Source organism: Pseudomonas sp. NY11955, assembly GCF_048068035.1.
Taxonomy (GTDB): domain Bacteria; phylum Pseudomonadota; class Gammaproteobacteria; order Pseudomonadales; family Pseudomonadaceae; genus Aquipseudomonas.
Map to the genome: position 1 here is coordinate 75836 of NZ_JBLUPS010000016.1, position 17999 is coordinate 93834.

Below are 17999 nucleotides of genomic sequence, written 5' to 3' on the forward strand. Positions count from 1 at the left end.
TGTTTTCGCTCCGGTATCGTTCGCAAAAAGCAACTTGTTTCGTTTGCGAACTATTATCACTTGGGCGGAAGGTGTGTCATGAACGGTTTCAAAGGTGTGGGGAGCCCGCGAGGGGCGCGGGGCTGGCTGGTACTGGGGTTGCTGGCGCCATTTTCGTTGTCGGCACTGGCTGAAACAGTTGCGACCCAGGCGGCGCCTGAAGACAGCTCGCTCGACCTGCCGGCGCTGACCATCGACGGCAATCGCCTGTACGACATGCTGCCCTCGGAAGAAACCGGTGGCTACAGTGTCGATGCCGCTACAGTGGGCACCAAGACCCCAGCAGCGCTCAAAGACATCCCGCAGTCGATCACCGTCTACACCCAGGACTACGTCAAGGACCGGCAGTTCGTGCACCTGGATGACCTGGCCAAGTACACCGCCGGCCTGCGCACCCTGACCAACGACAGCGGCCGTTCGTCGATCTACGCCCGTGGCTACGAGTACAGCGAATTCAACATCGACGGCTTGCCGGCGCCCATGGCCAGCATTTTCGGCACCGTGCCGTCGCTGGCGGCGTTCGACCGTGTCGAAATCATGCGCGGCCCGGCCGGGCTGTTCAGCAGTACCAGCGAACTGGGCGGCATCGTCAACATGGTACGCAAGCGGCCGACCGCTGAGTTCCAGGGCCACATCGAAGGCAGCTACGGCACCTGGGACACCAACCACGAAGAAATCGACCTGAGCGGGCCGCTGGATGACGCCGGCCGCGTACGCGGGCGCTTCATCGCATCCCGGGACGACACCAATGGCGAAGTCGATTACAACGCCAACACCAGCAACAGCTACTACGGTGCGCTGGATATCGACCTGGACGAGGCCACTACGCTGTCGTTCGGCCTGATGCACGAAGTGAAGAACATCACCCCGCACAACGGCTACCCGGCCACGTTGTCCGGTGACGTGCCCGACTTCAGCCACTCCCGTTTCCTGGGGGCGGACTGGAACTACTTCGACGGCAAGACTACCGACCTGGTCGCCGAATTGACCCACCGCTTCGACAACGGCGGCTATGGCCGTGTCGCTGCCCGTGGCTCGCACCGCGACACCAATTACCTGTATGCCTTCACCGCGACCAACGCCACAAGCGGCGCCAACTCCGAACGTGCCAGCGCCCGCGATTTCACCCAGGACACCTACTCGCTGGACGCCAGCTACAGCCAGCCGTTCGAAACCTTCGGCCAGGTCAGCGAGTTCGTGGTCGGCAGCGACTACAAGAACTACGACACCGAGTACCTCAACGGCACCACCAACCTGGGCGCCATCAACGTCAACACCTATTCGCCGCAGCAGTTCGCCAAGCCGTCGCCCAACTACAGCACCGAAACCGGCATGCAGGAAGAGGAGTACGGCCTGTATTCCAAGGTCACCTTCCGCCCGGTCGAGCGCCTGGCACTGATTGCCGGTGGCCGCTTCAGCTGGTATCGCGGTGACTTCTACACCACCACCTTGAGCAGCGGCGCCACCACCAATGACGACAAGCGCGTGGACGGCCATTTCACTCCGTATGGCGGCCTGGTCTACGACCTGACCGAAAACCACGCGCTTTACGCCAGCTACTCGCAGGTGTTCAAGCCGCAGTCCGCCACTGACGGTAACGGCCGGGTGCTGAAGCCGCGTGAAGGCGAGCAGTACGAGTTCGGCCTGAAGAGCAGCTACTTTGGCGGCGACCTGAATACCCGGTTGTCGGTGTTCCGCCTGACCGACAAGAACCGCGCCACCACCGTGTATGACGCTGATGGCGTGGCGACTACCGACTCTGTCGCATCCGGCAAGACACGTGTGAAGGGTGCGGAAGTGGAAGTGAGCGGCAAGCTGACGCCAAATTGGGAGCTGCTGGCCGGCTACACCTGGATGGAGACCGAAACCGTCAAGGGTGATGCCGAAACCACGTTCTTCATCATGCCGCGCAACCAGGCTTCGCTGTGGAGCAAATACACCATCAGCCAAGGGCCGCTGACCGGCTTGGCCATTGGTGGCGGTGTATCGGCGATGAGCAACTTCTATTCCGAGAATGGCGGCGTGCGTATCGATGCACCGGGCTATGCCACGGTGGATGCGATGCTGTCGTACCCGGTGACCTCGAAGCTGACGGCCACCTTCAACGTCAACAACCTGTTCGACCGGGCCTACTTGTCGCGCGTGGGGTCAACCTCCACATTCAACTTCTATGGGCCGTCGCGCAGCATGATGGTCGGGGCGCGGTATGACTTCTGATGAGGCGATATCGTAGCTGCCGCACTCATTGAAAGATATATAACTTGATCATTTGGCCTGACTATTTTTGACGCCGGCTTACCGGCGTCATAGGCGCATGGATTTTTTGCAGCATGGCGTGTGTAATCGGTTAAGGCGCACTAGAGTGTAGCCCTAGCGGAGTGCTTGCTGCGTGCGCAGGAAGTCTGCAAGGACGCTGGAACGTTGTTGAGATGGACGGCTGGTATTTAAGGAGTAGGCCCCATGTAGACAATTCAACTGATAGTGTCCAGGCTCCCTGTGAGGGGAATATGATCGAAGACCCATACATCCTGTTTACCAGGATTTCAATTGTAATGAACGCGCAAGGTGAGCTGTTTACCGACCCTTTGTGGGTCAAGGATATAGAGCTTCACCTTACCTACATAGAAAACTTCGGCATCTGTTGCCCTGTTGAAAAGAGCAACAACGTCGAAGGCTTGCAAAGCATTAGCCATCTGAATGTCAAATGGCTTTATGGTTTGAGAAAAGACGATGGGCTCGTCTCTGTAATTAAGAATTTCCTGCCTAACTTCATGACCGTCGCCAAAGCCTGCAGGCCGGCCAGGGTCGTTCATTCCGATGGTGCCGGTTGGGCCTTCCCGTTGTCCTTTTACCTGCTGCCCCTGAAGCCATTGTTCCGCTTTCAATGGGTTGTGGTCATTGAGTCTTCATTCTGGATGTTGGGGCAGGGTGAAGCACGGACTTTCCGGGCGGTCATCGAGCACTATGCGCATACCCTCATCTTGAAACGCTGCTTGAAACTGGCGAATGCCAGGATATTCACCCAATCTTTCTACAAGGAATATTTTCTCGGGGGTAACAATCACCACACCTTAATCAACCCTGCCAGCTGGCTCGACAAGCAGTTCATGGCGGCTCCCGAGGCCGTCAGGAAACGATTAGAAGGCCGGCACGGTCGTGCGCTCAACTTGCTTTTCCCATCACGCCTGGTTGTGGACAAAGGTGTTCTGGTCGTACTTGAAGCCATTGAACAACTGGGCGCCGACGGCGTGGATATCACGGTCACCCTCATGGGTGACGGGGATCTGAAGGCGCACTGCCTACGTTTTGCCGCAGAGCAGCGTGGCGCCGTCAAAGTGAGGTTCCAGCACGCAGTCGATTATGGCAAAGACTTTTTCACGATCATTGCCCAGCATGATTGGTTATTGGTCCCGACATTGAAACAGGAACAACCCCGAATCATTTTCGACGCGTTCAGCCAAGGCGTTCCTGTCATCGGCTCGGACACATCCGGGGTACAGGACATTACCAGCAGGCACAATGCGCTCACCTTTGAAACCGGTAACCCGTCCAGTTTGGCAGACCGTATTCGATATGTTGCGCGGCACCCTGAGTTGGCGCTGAAAATGGGGCTCGCGGGGCTGGATTATGCGACGGGGAAAACACACTTGCAGATGCATCAGGTTCGCGAGGAATTCCTGAAGAGCAGCTTGACGCTCACGGCCGGCCCGCGCAGCTGATGCCATGCACGAGGGCTACCGGTTGTATCGTGTTCGCTGGGGCATTAAAAAGCCGGCTTGTGGCCGGCTTCTCGGGGACGCTTCCGACTAATTTATGGTAAGCCGCAATCGCCTTAACTGTATGGCCATCAAGGGCCTGAAAGAGATGGCAGATGCCCGTGTGGGATATCGCCGAGCCCTCTGGACCGCGGCTTGCGCCGGTCGGGGCTGAATGTGCCGCGTAGCATACAAGGGCGCGCGCAGGATGCCCAGCAAAAAATGGCACAGGGTGTTTCAGCCGGGCCGCTGCTGGCGGAAATGCGACCAGTGGAACACCCAACCAAGAATCTCCAGGCCCTGCGCCTGGCGCTGCGCTGGGGTGTAGCGTTCGACGGCGTAGTTGCGCCGGTCATGGCTGTGCAAGTAGAGCGTATCGTGCTGGCCAAGGCTGAGGCTGTTCACCCTGATCATGCCGTTGTGCAACAAGGCATAGGTTTCGCCCTCGACCACTCGGGTCATGCCCAGGTCGATGACCAGGGTGGCCTCCAGCGGAATCAGCGGGAGCATGTTGCTGGCCGGCATCGCCAGGCAAATCGCATTACCGGCCTGTACACCCAGCGCCTTGAGGGCTTTTGCCGGCAGGCGCAGGTGTTTGCTGGCCACCGGTGATAGCTGGCAGTTGTGCACTTCGTAGTAAGGTACCTTCAGTAGCCGGCCGCTATGCGCCAACAGCGGGGTAGGTGGATTGGCGAGTGTCGGCTTTGGCGGGCCGTTACGCAGGATCGGGGTGGGATGCTTGGGGCCCTCACCCGTGCGCAACCAACGGCGGTGCACACAGAACAGATCGGCCAGTTCGTCCAGCCGGGCCAAAGGCACACCGCGTTTGAACCAGTTGTTGACGTGCTGCGATGTGACGTTGCGTTGAGCAGCGAAATCGGAAGGGGTCAGGCCACACTCGTGGAGCAGGGCCTTGAGACGGTCACCGGAATTGTTCATGGCGGCGAGTGTAGCGGCGGGGGACCAGCAAGGATATCAACAGGTTGTTGACGGCGTTTGTGTGAAAAAAGGCTGTTTGTAGGGTGCTGCTGTAGGACTGCGTAGGATTTGTTACCGCCAATCAGCGTGCTGCCCGTTCCGGCATAAAAAAACCCCGCCAAGGCGGGGTTTTTCCTAAAACCGGTATCAGCCTTTGTAGGCAGCAACCGATTTGGTAATCGCGGCGCGGGCGGCGTCGGCGCCTTCCCAGCCTTCGATCTTGACCCACTTGCCCTTCTCGAGATCTTTGTAGTTGGCAAAGAAGTGCTCGATCTGCTGAATCAGCAGGGCTGGCAGGTCGGTGTATTCCTTCACGTCGACGTACAGCTGCGACAGCTTGTCGTGAGGAACAGCGATGACCTTGGCGTCGCCGCCGCCGTCGTCGGTCATGTTCAGTACGCCAACTGGACGGGCGCGGATTACCGAGCCTGGGGCTACCGGGTAAGGGGTAACCACCAGCACGTCCAGCGGGTCACCGTCGTCAGCCAGGGTGTTCGGGATGAAGCCGTAGTTGGCTGGGTAGAACATCGGGGTAGCCATGAAACGGTCGACGAACAGGGTGTCGCTGTCCTTGTCGATTTCGTATTTGATCGGCGCGTGGTTGGCCGGGATCTCGATGGCGACGTAGATGTCGTTCGGCAGGTCTTTGCCCGCCGGAATCTTGCTGTAGCTCATTGGGCAGTGCCCCCGTGTTTGACCAAAAAAGTGGCGGCGATTATAGGCACATTCTGCCGGGGCATGCCACGCCTGGCCTGATGTGCGGCCCCGTCAGGCGTGGCTTTCGCGGTACTCGGGGTGTTCGGCCTGCAGCCGGCACAGGCGCGCCAGCGGGTCTTGCCGGTAGAACAGCGACAACTGGCGGTAGACCAGTGGATAAGCCTGATGCAGCAGGTCAGGGGCACTAAAGAAGTATTCGCTGGTGACGGCAAAGAATTCTGCCGGGTTTTCCGCCGCATAGGGGTCGATGGCGGTTTCGGCGTCGGGGTCGGCGTCCAGCTGGCGGTTGAGGTCGTCGTAAGCTTGCTGCATGGCGGTTGCCCAGTCATCCACCGGCATGCCGGTGTGCAGCGGCGGCAGGCCGTTGGCATCGCCGTTGAGCATGTCCAGCTTGTGCGCCAGCTCATGGATGACCAGGTTGTAGGCCTCCCAGCCGCCACTGGCCAGCACGCCGTTCCAGGCCAGGATGATCGGCCCCTGTTGCCAGGCTTCGCCGCTGTGCTCGCCGTCCCATACATGCTCCACGCCACTGGCATCGCGGTGGCGCTGGGGGCTCTTGAAGTCGTCGGGATAGAGGATGATTTCGTGGAAGCCCTGGTACCAGTTCAGCTCACCCAGGTGCAGCAGTGGCAATTGCGCCTGGGCGGCCAGCAATAGGCGCTGCTCGTCATCCAGTTCGACGCCGGGCAGGCAGGTGAGGTGCTTGTCGAGCAGGAACAGGATGCAGGCTTCGCGCAGCCAGTGGTCTTCTGCGTCCGTGATGCCGTCCAGCATCGGCAGGCGTTCGCGTACGGCCTGCCATTGCTGTGGCGTGATCGGGTAACGCGCCAGGGTGCGCTTGCGCCGCCAGGCGCTGAATGACCACATGCCGGTTGTTCTTTTACGTGTTCAGTGAGCCTTGGCCGTGCGGCCCAGGCGCCCACGCAGCAGGCCGAGAATCATCGGCACGAGCGACAGAACGATGATGCCCACCACCATCAGCGACAGGTGCTGCTTGATGAACGGCACGTTGCCGAAGAAGTAACCCAGGGTGACCAGGCCGCCGACCCACAGCAGCGAGCCGGCGACGCTGAAGCCGAGGAAGCGTGGGTAATGCATGTGGGCGATGCCGGCGACGAACGGCGCGAAGGTGCGCAGGATGGGCAGGAAACGCGCCAGGGTCACGGTCTTGCCGCCATGGCGTTCGTAGAATTCGTGTGTGCGCTGCAGGTAATCGCGGCGGAAGATCTTCGAGTTGGGGTTGTTGAACAAGCGCTCGCCGGCCGTTCGGCCGATCACGTAATTGGTGCTGTCGCCCAGGATCGCGGCAAGCATCAGCAGGCCGGCCAGCAACACCGGGTCCATGCCGCCACCCGCGGCCACGGCGCCGGCGATGAACAGCAGCGAGTCGCCCGGCAGGAAGGGCATTACGACCAGCCCGGTTTCGCAGAAGATCACGGTGAACAGGATGGCGTAGATCCAGGGACCGTAATTGGTGACCAGCAGATCGAGGTAGGCATCGAGATGCAGGATAAGGTCCAGCGGGTTGAAATCCATGTACAGCACCTGTGTTCTGGGGCGTAGGCTCGGTTACCTGGGGATGGGTAGATTTTCACACATGACAGAGGGGGCATTATACGGCTAAGTCAGGAACATGCCCGGGGAGTTTGTAGCGGGGGGTTACGACAGTGGTTTTCCTTTGGTGGCCTCTTCGCGGGCACGCCCGCTCCCACAAGCCGTTTGGAACGGTGGTGTCTCTGTGGGAGCGGGCGTGCCCGCGAAGAGGCCGCCGCAGGTCAATCCTGGCTGATCGGCAAGATGTAGCTCTTGAACTCGGTATCTTCACGAAACCCGATGGATTCGTAAGTCTTGTGCGCCACCTCGTTGTCCGCGCTGGTCGATACCCGCATGCGCACGGCGTTGGTCTGCTTGGCCATTTTCTTCGCCTCGCGCATCAGGTGGTCAGCCACCAGCATGCGCCGCGAGTCTTCGGCCACATAGATATCGTTGAGAATCCATACCCGCTTCAATGACAGCGACGAGTAGCTCGGGTACAGTTGGCAAAAGCCCAGCAGTTTGCCGTCGTCATCATCCGGTAGCGCCAGGTAGATCACCGATTCATCCCGTTTCAGGCGCTTTTCCAAAAAGCTGCGCGAGCTGTCGGGGTAGGGCAGTTGCCCATAGAACTCACGGTATTTGACGAACAATGGCGTGAGCAGGTCGAGGTGTTCCAGGGTTGCCTTGATGATGCGCATGTGCGGCCCTCAGAGTCCATTAGGGGAAACAGCGGAATGCCAGCAGCTTTCAAGGGCATGCTGCCCAATGCACGGCACAAGTGCAATCCGCCATCCGTGACATGTTTTTTACCCTTTGCCGAGTAGAAAGTTACCCTTCTGGCTGGCGCTGTCTTCACTGTCCAGGCTATGGACCTCGGCTTCGTCCTTCAGATTCACCCCGGAAAGCTGGCGTCGGCAGGCTTCACGCATCAAGTACAGCAGGCGATGGGCTGCCATGCCATAGCTCAGCCCCTCCAGGCGGATGTTGGAAATGCAGTTGCGGTAGGCATCAGTCAGGCCAACCTTCGGCGCGTAGGTGAAATACAGGCCCAGGCTGTCGGGCGAGCTCAACCCCGGGCGTTCGCCGATCAGCATCACCGTCATCCGTGCACCCAGCAGCTCGCCAACTTCATCGGCCACGGCGACGCGGCCCTGCTGCACCAGCACCACCGGGGCGCTGGTCCAACCATCGGCGGCGGCCTGTTCCTCGAAGCGGGCCAGAAACGGCAGGGTGTGGCGATGCACGGCCAGCGCCGAGAGGCCGTCGGCGACGACGATGGCCAGGTCGACGCCGCCGGGGTTGCCTTGGGCGTGCTGGCGCAGGGTGGCAATCGAATCTTCGTTCAGCCGCCGCCCCAGGTCCGGGCGCTGCAGGTACTGGTGGCGGTCGCTGGCAGCGCTGTGCAGCACCAGGCTTTCGCGCCCGCGGTCACTCAGTTGGCTAGCCAGGCCGGCGTGGTCGAATGCCAGGTGCACGGCATCACGGGCCTGGGCATGGGCGAACTGGAAGTCCAGCTGCGCCCCGGTCGGCAGGCTGGTGCCGGTGCGGCCCAGGGCGATGCGCGCCGGGGTCAGGTTGCGCAGGGCCAACCAAGGGTTGTCGGGGGTAGGCGTGCGATGGTCCATGGTCATCCCTATGCAAGCTGTGCCAAGGCCTGACGGAAGGCCGGTGGCAGGTTGTCACCGAAGCGCACCCGGCCATCGGCCTGGGTGAAAATGCCGGTGCGGGCCAGCCAAGCCTCGAACTCCGGCCCGGGCTTAAGGCCGAGGGTCTGGCGCGCGTACAGCGCGTCATGGAACGAGGTGGTCTGGTAGTTGAGCATGATGTCGTCTGAGCCGGGGATGCCCATGATGAAGTTGATCCCGGCCACACCCAGCAAGGTCAGCAGGGTGTCCATGTCATCCTGGTCGGCTTCGGCATGGTTGGTGTAGCAGATGTCGCAGCCCATCGGCACGCCCAGCAGCTTGCCGCAGAAGTGGTCCTCAAGGCCCGCGCGAATGATCTGCTTGCCGTTGTACAGGTACTCCGGGCCAATGAAACCGACCACGGTGTTGACCAGGAACGGCTTGAAGTGGCGGGCCACGGCATAGGCGCGGGTTTCGCAGGTTTGCTGATCGACGCCGTGGTGGGCGTTGGCCGACAGCGCGCTGCCCTGGCCCGTTTCGAAATACATCAGGTTCTGCCCGAGGGTGCCTCGTTTCAGCGACAGGCCTGCTTCGTAGCCTTCCTGCAACACGTTCAGGTTGATGCCGAAGCCGGCGTTGGCGGCCTCGGTGCCGGCGATGGACTGGAACACCAGGTCCAGGGGTACGCCACGGTTGATCGCTTCGATCGAGGTGGTGACGTGGGTCAGCACGCAGGACTGGGTGGGGATGTCATAGCGCTGGATGATGGCATCGAGCATTTCCAGCAGGGCGCAAATCGAGGCGATGCTGTCAGTGGCCGGGTTGATGCCGATCATGGCGTCGCCGTTGCCGTACAGCAGGCCGTCGAGAATGCTGGCGGCGATACCGGCCGGTTCGTCGGTCGGGTGGTTGGGTTGCAACCGGGTCGACAGGCGCCCGCGCAGGCCCATGGTGCCGCGAAAGCGCGTGACTACCCGGATTTTCTGCGCCACCAGCACCAGGTCCTGCACGCGCATGATCTTCGACACCGCGGCTGCCATTTCCGGTGTCAGCCCTGGCGCCAGGGCGCGCAGGCTGTCTTCATTGGCCTCCTCGCTCAGCAGCCAGTCGCGCAGGCCGCCCACGGTCAGGTGGCTGACCGCTGCGAAAGCCTGGGCGTCGTGGGTATCGACGATGAGGCGGGTGACCTCGTCATCTTCATAGGGGATCAGTGCTTCATTGAGAAAATGCGTCAGCGGGATATTGGCCAACGCCATTTGCGCAGCGACGCGCTCGCCATCGTTGCTGGCCGCGACGCCCGCCAGGTAGTCCCCCGAGCGTGCCGGGCTGGCCTTGGCCATCACGTCCTTGAGGCTGTCGAAGCGGTAGACCAGGTGGCCGACCGTGTGTACGAAACTTGCCATACAGAATCTCCAGAGCCGCGGGTTGCCCCGCGGCGGGTGGCGGCGATCAGTGCAGGGCCTCTTCGGCCTTCTGGATCGCGGCGAATTCCTCTTCCGGTGTGCCCGCGACCAGGTGGTGGCGGCTGTAGAAAGCAAAGTAGGCAATTAATACCGCATAGATCACCGCGGCGCCAATCACTACCCGTGGGTCGACCAGGAAGCCGGCGACCACGGCGATGCACGCCAGCACCAAGGCTACGCCCGAGGTGAAGATGCCACCGGGGGTGCGGTACGGGCGCTCCATCTTCGGCCGGCGGATGCGCAGGGTGATGTGTGCGGCCATCATCAGTACATACGACAGCGTAGCGCCGAACACCGCGACCAGAATCAGCAGGTCGCCCTGGCCGGTCAGCGACAGGGCAAAACCGATGATGCCGGGGATGACCAGGGCCAATACCGGGGCTTTGCTCTTGTTGGTTTCCGACAGTTTGCGCGGCAGGTAGCCCGCGCGGGACAGGGCGAAGATCTGCCGGGAATAGGCATAGATGATCGAGAAGAAGCTGGCGATCAACCCGGCCAGGCCTACCAGGTTGACGAAGCCGCCCATCCAGGTGCTGCCGCCGTAGGCTTTGGACAATGCCTCGACCAGCGGGTTACCGGACGCTTTCAGCGCTTCGGAGCCAGCGCCACCCGGGCCGACCACCAGGATCAGCAGGGCAAAGGCCAGCAGTACCAGCATGGCGCCGATCAGGCCGCGTGGCAGGTCACGCTTGGGGTTCTTGGTTTCTTCGGCGGCCAGCGGCACACCCTCTACGGCAAGGAAGAACCAGATGGCGTAGGGAATGGCCGCCCACACGCCGACATAGCCGAACGGCAGGAAGCTGCTGGCGCCTACCGCGTCCGTTTTGGCGATGTCGAACAGGTTGGCCGCATCAAAATGGGGCACCATGCTCACCAGGAACACCGCCAGGGCGATGGCAGCGATGGCGGTGATGATGAACATCAGCTTCAACGCCTCGCCGACGCCAAAGATGTGGATGCCGATGAATACGATGTAGAACGCCAGGTAGATCATCCAACCGCCGATGCCGAACAGCGACTGGCAGTAGGCGCCGATGAACACGGCGATGGCGGCGGGTGCGATGGCGTATTCAATGAGGATCGCCGTGCCGGTCAGGAAGCCGCCCCACGGGCCGAAGGCGCTGCGGGCAAAGCCATAGCCGCCGCCAGCGGTGGGGATCATCGACGACAGTTCGGCCAGCGAGAAGCACATGCACAGGTACATGGTGGCCATCAGCAAGGTGGCCAGGAACATGCCACCCCAGCCGCCTTGGGCCAGGCCAAAGTTCCAGCCGGCGTAGTCGCCGGAGATGACGTAGGCCACGCCCAGGCCAACCAGCAGCACCCAGCCGGCGGCGCCTTTTTTCAGTTCACGTTGCTGGAAATAGTCCGAGCCGACTTTTTCGAAGTCTACGGAAGAGCCTGCCGGGGAGCCGGCGGAATGATCGCTTGGCATAGATTCACCTGTTGTTTTTCTTGGTGGCCGGAAGGGTTCCGGGCCGATGGTGATGGATACTGCAGGAAGCGAGCCAGAGCGGTTGGTGCACGGCAACCGCGCTGGTTTTTGAGTATGCAGGTACGGCCGCTTCGCGGGCTTGCCCGCTCCCACAGGGTTCGCACAGCATCCAAAACTTGTGCGGTCCCTGTAGGAGCAGCCTTGCGCTGCGAAGCAGCCGACGCGGTTTAGAAGAAGCCCAGCGGATTGATGTCGTAGCTCACCAGCAGGTTCTTGGTCTGCTGATAGTGGTCGAGCATCATCTTGTGCGTCTCACGTCCTACCCCCGACTTCTTGTACCCGCCAAACGCCGCATGCGCCGGGTACAGGTGGTAGCAGTTGGTCCATACACGGCCAGCCTTGATCCCTCTGCCCATGCGGTAGGCACGGTTGATGTCGCGGGTCCACACGCCGGCGCCCAGGCCGAACTCGGTGTCGTTGGCGATTGCCAGCGCTTCGGCTTCGTCCTTGAAGGTGGTGACGCTGACCACCGGGCCGAAGATTTCTTCCTGGAACACGCGCATCTTGTTGTTGCCCTTGAGCAGGGTCGGCTGAATGTAGTAACCGGTGGCCAGCGAGCCTTCCAGTTTCTCCACCTTGCCGCCGGTCAGCAGCTCGGCGCCTTCGTCCTGGGCGATTTGCAGGTACGAGAGGATTTTCTCGAATTGCTGCTGCGAGGCCTGGGCGCCGACCATGGTGTCGGTGTCCAGCGGGTCGCCGCGCTTGATCTGCAGCACCTTCTTCATCACCACTTCCATGAACTGCGGGTAGATCGACTCTTGTACCAGGGCACGCGATGGGCAGGTGCACACCTCGCCCTGGTTGAAGAACGCCAGCACCATGCCCTCGGCAGCTTTCTCGATGAAGCTTGGCTCGGCGTTCATCACGTCTTCGAAGTAGATGTTCGGCGATTTGCCGCCCAGTTCGACGGTGGATGGGATGATGTTTTCGGCCGCGCATTTCATGATGTGCGAACCCACCGGGGTAGAGCCGGTGAAGGCGATCTTGGCAATGCGCTTGCTGGTGGCCAGGGCTTCACCGGCTTCGCGGCCAAAGCCTTGCACCACGTTGAGCACGCCCGGTGGCAGCAGGTCGCCGATCACTTCCAGCAGCACGGTGATGCCCAGGGGCGTCTGCTCGGCAGGCTTGAGTACCACGCAGTTGCCGGCAGCCAGCGCAGGCGCGAGCTTCCAGGCCGCCATCAGGATCGGGAAGTTCCACGGGATGATTTGCCCGACCACGCCCAGCGGTTCGTGGATGTGATAGGCCACGGTGCCTTCGTTGATTTCGGCAGCGCCGCCTTCCTGGGCGCGGATGCAGCCAGCGAAATAGCGGAAGTGGTCGACCGCCAGCGGGATGTCGGCGTTCAGGGTTTCACGGATCGGCTTGCCGTTGTCCCAGGTTTCGGTGATGGCCAGCAGCTCAAGGTTCTGCTCGATGCGGTCGGCGATCTTCAGCAGCACGTTGGAGCGGTCCTGCACCGAGGTGCGGCCCCAGGCGTCGGCAGCGGCGTGGGCGGCGTCGAGTGCTTTTTCGATGTCATCGGCAGTGGAACGGGGGAATTCGGCGATCAGCTTGCCATTCACCGGGGACGTGTTTTCGAAATACTGCCCCTTGACCGGAGCTACGAACTCGCCACCGATGTAGTTGCCGTAGCGGCTCTTGAAGGAAACCTTCGCGCCCTCGGTACCGGGATGTGCGTAACGCATGGTGTGTCTCCTGGCTGTTATGTTTGTTGAGGAGTTGAGAAGCGTAGAGCAAAGGTTGGGCCAGCGTTTCGCATGCCAGGAAAATCAATGACTTGGGTCAGGTAGAAAGGTCCTTTTATCGCTCGCTGTGTCAGCGTCGGTACGCATCGGGGTGACATTTTGTGCCATTTGCGACACGTCACAGGCGGGTGCATTGCAAAGCCTTCCCGGGTGGAGGATGCTGGGCTGACTCTCTATCTGCGGAGAACTACAACAAATGCAGAGCAATCATTTCAGTCGCCATGCCCAGCAAGTCCACAGCGTTGCCCATGGTGGGGCCGGGGAGGGCGGCAGTGACCCGTCCATCGCCCGCTCCTGGCTGCGCTGCCTGGAGGACTACCACCTCGACCCATCGGTGATCGAGGCGCCTGTGGTACTCGAGCATGGGCGCCTGCTGGAAAGCCGCGAGCGCCTGCGCCAGGTGCTGCAAATTGCCGACCATGAAATGAATAGCCTGCACCAGCAGCTCTCGGGCGCGGGCCATGCGGTACTGCTGACCGACGCCCGCGGGGTGATCCTCAACTGTGTCAGCGCCCCCACCGAGCGTCGTAGCTTCGAGCGTGCCGGGTTGTGGTTGGGCGCCGACTGGAGCGAGGCGCGCGAAGGCACCAACGGTATTGGCACCTGCCTGGTCGAGCGCCAGGCGCTGACCATCCACCAGAACGAGCACTTCCGTGGCCGCCACACCGGCCTGACCTGCTCGGCCAGCCCGGTGTTCGACCCGCATGGCGAGCTGCTGGCGGTTCTCGACGTGTCCTCGGCACGCCCCGACGTATCGCGGCAAAGCCAGTTCCACACCATGGCGCTGGTCAACCTGTCGGCGAAGATGATCGAAAGCTGCTACTTCCTGCGCCATTTCGAGCAGCAATGGCTGCTGCGTTTTCACCTGCAGGCCGAGTCGGTCGGGCTGTTCAGCGAAGGCCTGCTGGCGTTCGACGGCGATGGGCGCATCTGCGCCGCCAACCAGAGCGCGCTGAACCTGCTGGGTACCGTGCGCGGTGGCGTGCTGGGCAAACCGCTGGAACGTTTTTTTGCCTGCAGCCACGACGAACTGTTCAGCCGCGCCACGCCCGGTGGCAGCACCGCCTGGCCGTTGCGTACCCTGGACGGCCGCCAGGTGTTCGCCAGCCTGCGGGGGCAGGCCCGCGTACCGGTGTGGTCGGTGCCGGCCGCCCAGCCGCGGCCCGCGCGCGAAGTGGAGCCGCTGGTCTGTCTGCTCGACCCGGCGTTGCAAAACGATTTCCGCCGCAGTGTGCGGGTGTTCGAGCGCGATGTGCCATTGCTGCTGCGCGGCGAGACCGGCTGTGGCAAGGAGGCCTTCGCCCAGGCGGTGCATCAGGCCAGTGAGCGGCGCGGCAAGCCGTTCGTTGCCATCAACTGTGCATCGATCCCTGAGAGCCTGATCGAGAGCGAGCTGTTCGGTTACCGCGGTGGCAGCTTCACCGGCGCGCGCAAGGAGGGTATGCGTGGCAAGCTGCTGCAGGCCGATGGCGGCACCTTGCTGCTGGACGAGATCGGTGACATGCCGCTGGCCCTGCAAACCCGTTTGCTGCGGGTGCTGGAGGAGCGCCAGGTGGTGCCGATTGGTGGTGAAGCACAGGCGGTGGATGTGCGCATTGTCAGTGCCACCCACCGTGACCTGCTGGAGCGGGTGGAGCAGGGCAGTTTCCGCGAAGACCTGTATTACCGCCTGAATGGCCTGGAGGTGGCGTTGCCGGCGGTGCGCGAGCGCAGTGACAAGGCGCAGTTGCTGGACTTCCTGCTGCGCCAGGAGGCGCAGGGGCAACTGATCGACATCGAGCCCAGGGCGCGGCAGGCACTGCTCGAATTCACCTGGCCGGGGAACGTGCGGCAGATGCGCAATGTGCTGCGTACCCTGGTGGCGCTTTGCGAAGATGCCCGCATCGTATTTGCGGATCTCCCAACCATCGTCCGCAACAACGCTAGCCCTGTGCGAGCGGGCTTGCCCGCGAAGGCTGCTTCACAGGCGCAAGAGGGCGAGGGCTTTGCCGTCGTTCGCGGGCAAGCCCGCTCCCACAGGGCCTGCGTCGGTTCCGCAATTGACGGTGAGTCCGTGGGTAACGAGGTATTGCAGGACGCGGAACGGCAAGCTCTGCTGGCCATGCTGGAGGCAAAACACTGGCACTTGACCCATGTCGCCGAGCACCTGGGCATCAGCCGCAATACCTTGTATCGAAAACTGCGCAAACACGGCATCACCAGGGCCGACTGAGCGAAACAGCGGGTGCGATTTGTCGCGCCCTGGGCTACCCTGCCTCGATGTTTTGCGAGGTCGACCATGCATATTCACATTCTCGGTATTTGCGGCACTTTCATGGGCTCGCTGGCGGTGCTGGCCAAGGAACTTGGCCACCGCGTCACCGGCTCGGACGCCAACGTCTATCCCCCGATGAGCACCCAGCTCGAAGCCCAGGGCATCGAACTGACCCAAGGTTATGACCCGGCCCAGCTGGACCCGACGCCAGACCTGGTGGTCATCGGCAACGCCATGTCGCGCGGCAACCCAGCGGTTGAATACGTGCTGAACAAGGGCCTGCCCTATGTCTCCGGCCCGCAGTGGCTGGCCGACCACGTACTGCTAGGCCGCTGGGTGCTGGCCGTTGCCGGTACCCACGGCAAGACCACCACCAGCAGCATGCTGGCCTGGGTGCTGGAACACGCCGGCATGAGCCCAGGCTTCCTGATCGGTGGTGTGCCGCAGAACTTCTCGGTGTCGGCCCGCTTGGGCGACACGCCGTTCTTCGTGGTGGAAGCCGATGAGTACGACAGCGCCTTCTTCGACAAGCGCTCGAAGTTTGTCCACTACCACCCGCGTACCGCGATCCTCAACAACCTTGAGTTCGATCACGCGGACATCTTCCCGGACCTGGCCTCGATCGAGCGGCAGTTCCATCACTTGGTGCGCACCATCCCCAGCGAGGGCCTGGTTATCCACCCGACCACCGAGCAAGCGCTGGAGCGGGTCATCGGCATGGGCTGCTGGACCCCGGTGCAAACCACCGGTGAGGGTGGTCAGTGGCAAGCTCGTCTGCTCAGCCCCGACGGTTCGCGCTTCGAAGTGCTGTTCGACGGCGAGGCGCAGGGCGTGGTGGATTGGGCACTGACCGGCCAGCATAACGTCGCCAACGCCCTGGCTACCCTGGCAGCGGCCCGTCATGTCGGCGTGGCACCGGCCATGGGCATCGACGGCTTGAGCGCCTTCAAGAGCGTCAAGCGGCGCATGGAGAAGGTCGCCGAAGTACAGGGCGTGACCATCTACGACGACTTTGCCCATCACCCGACCGCCATTGCCACCACCCTCGATGGCCTGCGCAAGCGCGTTGGCGAAGCGCCGGTGATCGCGGTGATCGAGCCGCGCTCCAATTCGATGAAGCTCGGTGCCCACCGTGATGGCCTGCCAGAAAGCGTCAACGACGCCGACCAGGTGATCTGGTATGCGCCGGCCAACCTCGGCTGGGACCTGGCTGGCACCGCTGCGCAGTGCAAGGTGCCGAGCGTGGTGGCCGACAGCCTCGAAGCGATCATCGAGCGGGTCAAGGGCCAGGCTCGCCCAGGCACCCATGTGGTGATCATGAGCAACGGTGGCTTCGGCGGCCTGCACGGCAAGCTGGCCGAGGCGCTGAAGTGAGCGGGCCGGAACGCATCACCCTGGCCATGACGGGCGCCTCGGGCGCCCAGTATGGCCTGCGCCTGCTCGATTGCCTGGTGCGCGAGGACCGCGAGGTGCACTTTCTGATCTCCAAGGCCGCGCAGTTGGTGATGGCCACCGAGACGGACGTGGTGCTGCCGGCCAAGCCCCAGGCGATGCAGGCCTTCCTGACCGAATACACCGGCGCTGCCGATGGGCAGATCCGCGTGTACGGCAAGGAAGACTGGATGTCGCCGGTGGCCTCGGGCTCCGGCGCCCCGGCAGCCATGGTGGTGGTGCCCTGTTCCACCGGCACGTTGTCGGCGATTGCCACCGGTGCCTGCAACAACCTGATCGAACGGGCTGCTGACGTGACCCTCAAGGAGCGCCGGCAACTGATCCTGGTGCCACGCGAAGCGCCGTTCTCCACTATTCACCTGGAAAACATGCTCAAGCTGTCGCAGATGGGCGCGGTAATCCTACCGGCGGCGCCAGGCTTCTATCACCAGCCACAGACCATCGACGACCTGGTCGACTTTGTCGTGGCGCGCATTCTCAACCTGCTGAACATCCCCCAGGACATGTTGCCGCGTTGGGGCGAGCATCATTTCGGGGTGGATGATTGAGGCGAGCACTGGCCAGTTTGCTGGCGCTGGGGTTGCTGAGTGGTTGCGCCACGGTGCGCACGCTGGATGCGGCCAAGCCCGGGGCGCCGGTGGTGTATGCCGGTACTCGGCTGGATTTGTACGTGATCAACGGCGGGTGCTGCCCGCGAGATCATTACGGGGCTGATGCACCGGCCTATCCGGGGTTGGACCTGCCGGGGAGCATGCTGCTCGATACCCTGTTGCTGCCGTTATCGTTGCTGACAGCGGCCGGTGTGGGCTTCCAGGCCACCGGCGGTCTGTGATGGCCCTTTCGCGGGCACGCCCGCTCCCACTGGATCTCCATGATCTTCAGCCGATCACATTACCTGTGGGAGCGGGCGTGCCCGCGAACAGGTCTTTTCAGTCGA

At 62.2% G+C, this 17999-nt stretch carries 15 protein-coding genes; 6 read left to right on the top strand and 9 right to left on the bottom strand.

The features are described 5' to 3' along the window. Positions 1–78: 78 nt before the first annotated feature. Both ACNFBR_RS24385 and ACNFBR_RS24390 read left to right on the top strand, forming a co-directional pair. Positions 79–2256 carry a TonB-dependent siderophore receptor gene (locus ACNFBR_RS24385; protein ID WP_416737129.1) on the top strand — a complete coding sequence of 726 codons (2178 nt, stop codon included), beginning with the start codon at positions 79–81 and terminating at the stop codon, positions 2254–2256. Between the two features lie 290 nt (positions 2257–2546). Next, entirely contained in the window at positions 2547–3758 is a 1212-nt protein-coding gene (locus ACNFBR_RS24390; RefSeq protein WP_416737130.1) for a glycosyltransferase family 4 protein, read from the top strand. A 273-nt stretch (positions 3759–4031) separates the two neighbouring features. On the opposite strand, the gene ACNFBR_RS24395 is transcribed toward ACNFBR_RS24390, so the two are convergent. The 9 genes from ACNFBR_RS24395 to ACNFBR_RS24435 all read right to left on the bottom strand — a co-directional run bounded on the left by ACNFBR_RS24395 (position 4032) and on the right by ACNFBR_RS24435 (position 13296). Then, positions 4032–4733, bottom strand: coding sequence for a LexA family transcriptional regulator (locus tag ACNFBR_RS24395; RefSeq protein WP_416737131.1), 702 nt, complete (start codon positions 4731–4733; stop codon positions 4032–4034). 186 nt (positions 4734–4919) lie between these two features. Next, entirely contained in the window at positions 4920–5447 is a 528-nt protein-coding gene (gene ppa, locus ACNFBR_RS24400; RefSeq protein WP_003255365.1) for an inorganic diphosphatase, read from the bottom strand. Positions 5448–5540: 93 nt separating this feature from the next. Further along, positions 5541–6356 carry a zinc-dependent peptidase gene (locus ACNFBR_RS24405; protein ID WP_416737132.1) on the bottom strand — a complete coding sequence of 272 codons (816 nt, stop codon included), beginning with the start codon at positions 6354–6356 and terminating at the stop codon, positions 5541–5543. Between the two features lie 21 nt (positions 6357–6377). Continuing rightward, positions 6378–7025 carry a DedA family protein gene (locus ACNFBR_RS24410; RefSeq protein WP_416737133.1) on the bottom strand — a complete coding sequence of 216 codons (648 nt, stop codon included), beginning with the start codon at positions 7023–7025 and terminating at the stop codon, positions 6378–6380. Between the two features lie 239 nt (positions 7026–7264). Continuing rightward, positions 7265–7723: a GNAT family N-acetyltransferase gene (locus tag ACNFBR_RS24415; RefSeq protein ID WP_416737134.1), complete on the bottom strand. Its 459-nt coding sequence runs from the start codon at positions 7721–7723 to the stop codon at positions 7265–7267. Between the two features lie 108 nt (positions 7724–7831). Then, positions 7832–8650 (bottom strand): ethanolamine ammonia-lyase subunit EutC, encoded by an 819-nt coding sequence (gene eutC / locus ACNFBR_RS24420; protein WP_416737135.1) that lies wholly within the window; start codon positions 8648–8650, stop codon positions 7832–7834. 8 nt (positions 8651–8658) lie between these two features. After that, on the bottom strand, positions 8659–10053 hold the full coding sequence (locus tag ACNFBR_RS24425) for an ethanolamine ammonia-lyase subunit EutB (RefSeq protein ID WP_416737136.1): 1395 nt from the start codon (positions 10051–10053) through the stop codon (positions 8659–8661). 46 nt (positions 10054–10099) lie between these two features. Continuing rightward, positions 10100–11548 (bottom strand): ethanolamine permease, encoded by a 1449-nt coding sequence (eat, locus tag ACNFBR_RS24430; RefSeq protein ID WP_133970084.1) that lies wholly within the window; start codon positions 11546–11548, stop codon positions 10100–10102. Between the two features lie 227 nt (positions 11549–11775). Further along, positions 11776–13296: an aldehyde dehydrogenase family protein gene (locus tag ACNFBR_RS24435; RefSeq protein ID WP_416737137.1), complete on the bottom strand. Its 1521-nt coding sequence runs from the start codon at positions 13294–13296 to the stop codon at positions 11776–11778. A gap of 256 nt (positions 13297–13552) precedes the next feature. On the opposite strand from ACNFBR_RS24435, the gene ACNFBR_RS24440 reads away from it, so the two are divergent. From ACNFBR_RS24440 to ACNFBR_RS24455, 4 genes are all read left to right on the top strand, one after another. Next, on the top strand, positions 13553–15568 hold the full coding sequence (locus ACNFBR_RS24440) for a sigma-54-dependent Fis family transcriptional regulator (RefSeq protein ID WP_416737138.1): 2016 nt from the start codon (positions 13553–13555) through the stop codon (positions 15566–15568). 66 nt (positions 15569–15634) lie between these two features. Further along, positions 15635–16984: a UDP-N-acetylmuramate:L-alanyl-gamma-D-glutamyl-meso-diaminopimelate ligase gene (gene mpl, locus ACNFBR_RS24445; RefSeq protein WP_416737139.1), complete on the top strand. Its 1350-nt coding sequence runs from the start codon at positions 15635–15637 to the stop codon at positions 16982–16984. Next, on the top strand, positions 16981–17610 hold the full coding sequence (gene ubiX / locus ACNFBR_RS24450; protein ID WP_013970698.1) for a flavin prenyltransferase UbiX: 630 nt from the start codon (positions 16981–16983) through the stop codon (positions 17608–17610). The genes mpl and ubiX overlap by 4 nt, the downstream gene beginning before the upstream one ends. Next, entirely contained in the window at positions 17607–17894 is a 288-nt protein-coding gene (locus ACNFBR_RS24455; protein ID WP_416737140.1) for a YceK/YidQ family lipoprotein, read from the top strand. The genes ubiX and ACNFBR_RS24455 overlap by 4 nt, the downstream gene beginning before the upstream one ends. Positions 17895–17999 lie beyond the last annotated feature (105 nt).

Bases quoted from the DNA above. Each gene is read 5' to 3' on its own strand.
- ACNFBR_RS24385 (WP_416737129.1), top strand. From the start codon at position 79: ATGAACGGTTTCAAAGGTGTGGGGAGCCCGCGAGGGGCGCGGGGCTGG.
- ACNFBR_RS24390 (WP_416737130.1), top strand. From the start codon at position 2,547: ATGATCGAAGACCCATACATCCTGTTTACCAGGATTTCAATTGTAATG.
- ACNFBR_RS24395 (WP_416737131.1), bottom strand. From the start codon at position 4,733: ATGAACAATTCCGGTGACCGTCTCAAGGCCCTGCTCCACGAGTGTGGC.
- ppa (WP_003255365.1), bottom strand. From the start codon at position 5,447: ATGAGCTACAGCAAGATTCCGGCGGGCAAAGACCTGCCGAACGACATC.
- ACNFBR_RS24405 (WP_416737132.1), bottom strand. From the start codon at position 6,356: ATGTGGTCATTCAGCGCCTGGCGGCGCAAGCGCACCCTGGCGCGTTAC.
- ACNFBR_RS24410 (WP_416737133.1), bottom strand. From the start codon at position 7,025: ATGGATTTCAACCCGCTGGACCTTATCCTGCATCTCGATGCCTACCTC.
- ACNFBR_RS24415 (WP_416737134.1), bottom strand. From the start codon at position 7,723: ATGCGCATCATCAAGGCAACCCTGGAACACCTCGACCTGCTCACGCCA.
- eutC (WP_416737135.1), bottom strand. From the start codon at position 8,650: ATGGACCATCGCACGCCTACCCCCGACAACCCTTGGTTGGCCCTGCGC.
- ACNFBR_RS24425 (WP_416737136.1), bottom strand. From the start codon at position 10,053: ATGGCAAGTTTCGTACACACGGTCGGCCACCTGGTCTACCGCTTCGAC.
- eat (WP_133970084.1), bottom strand. From the start codon at position 11,548: ATGCCAAGCGATCATTCCGCCGGCTCCCCGGCAGGCTCTTCCGTAGAC.
- ACNFBR_RS24435 (WP_416737137.1), bottom strand. From the start codon at position 13,296: ATGCGTTACGCACATCCCGGTACCGAGGGCGCGAAGGTTTCCTTCAAG.
- ACNFBR_RS24440 (WP_416737138.1), top strand. From the start codon at position 13,553: ATGCAGAGCAATCATTTCAGTCGCCATGCCCAGCAAGTCCACAGCGTT.
- mpl (WP_416737139.1), top strand. From the start codon at position 15,635: ATGCATATTCACATTCTCGGTATTTGCGGCACTTTCATGGGCTCGCTG.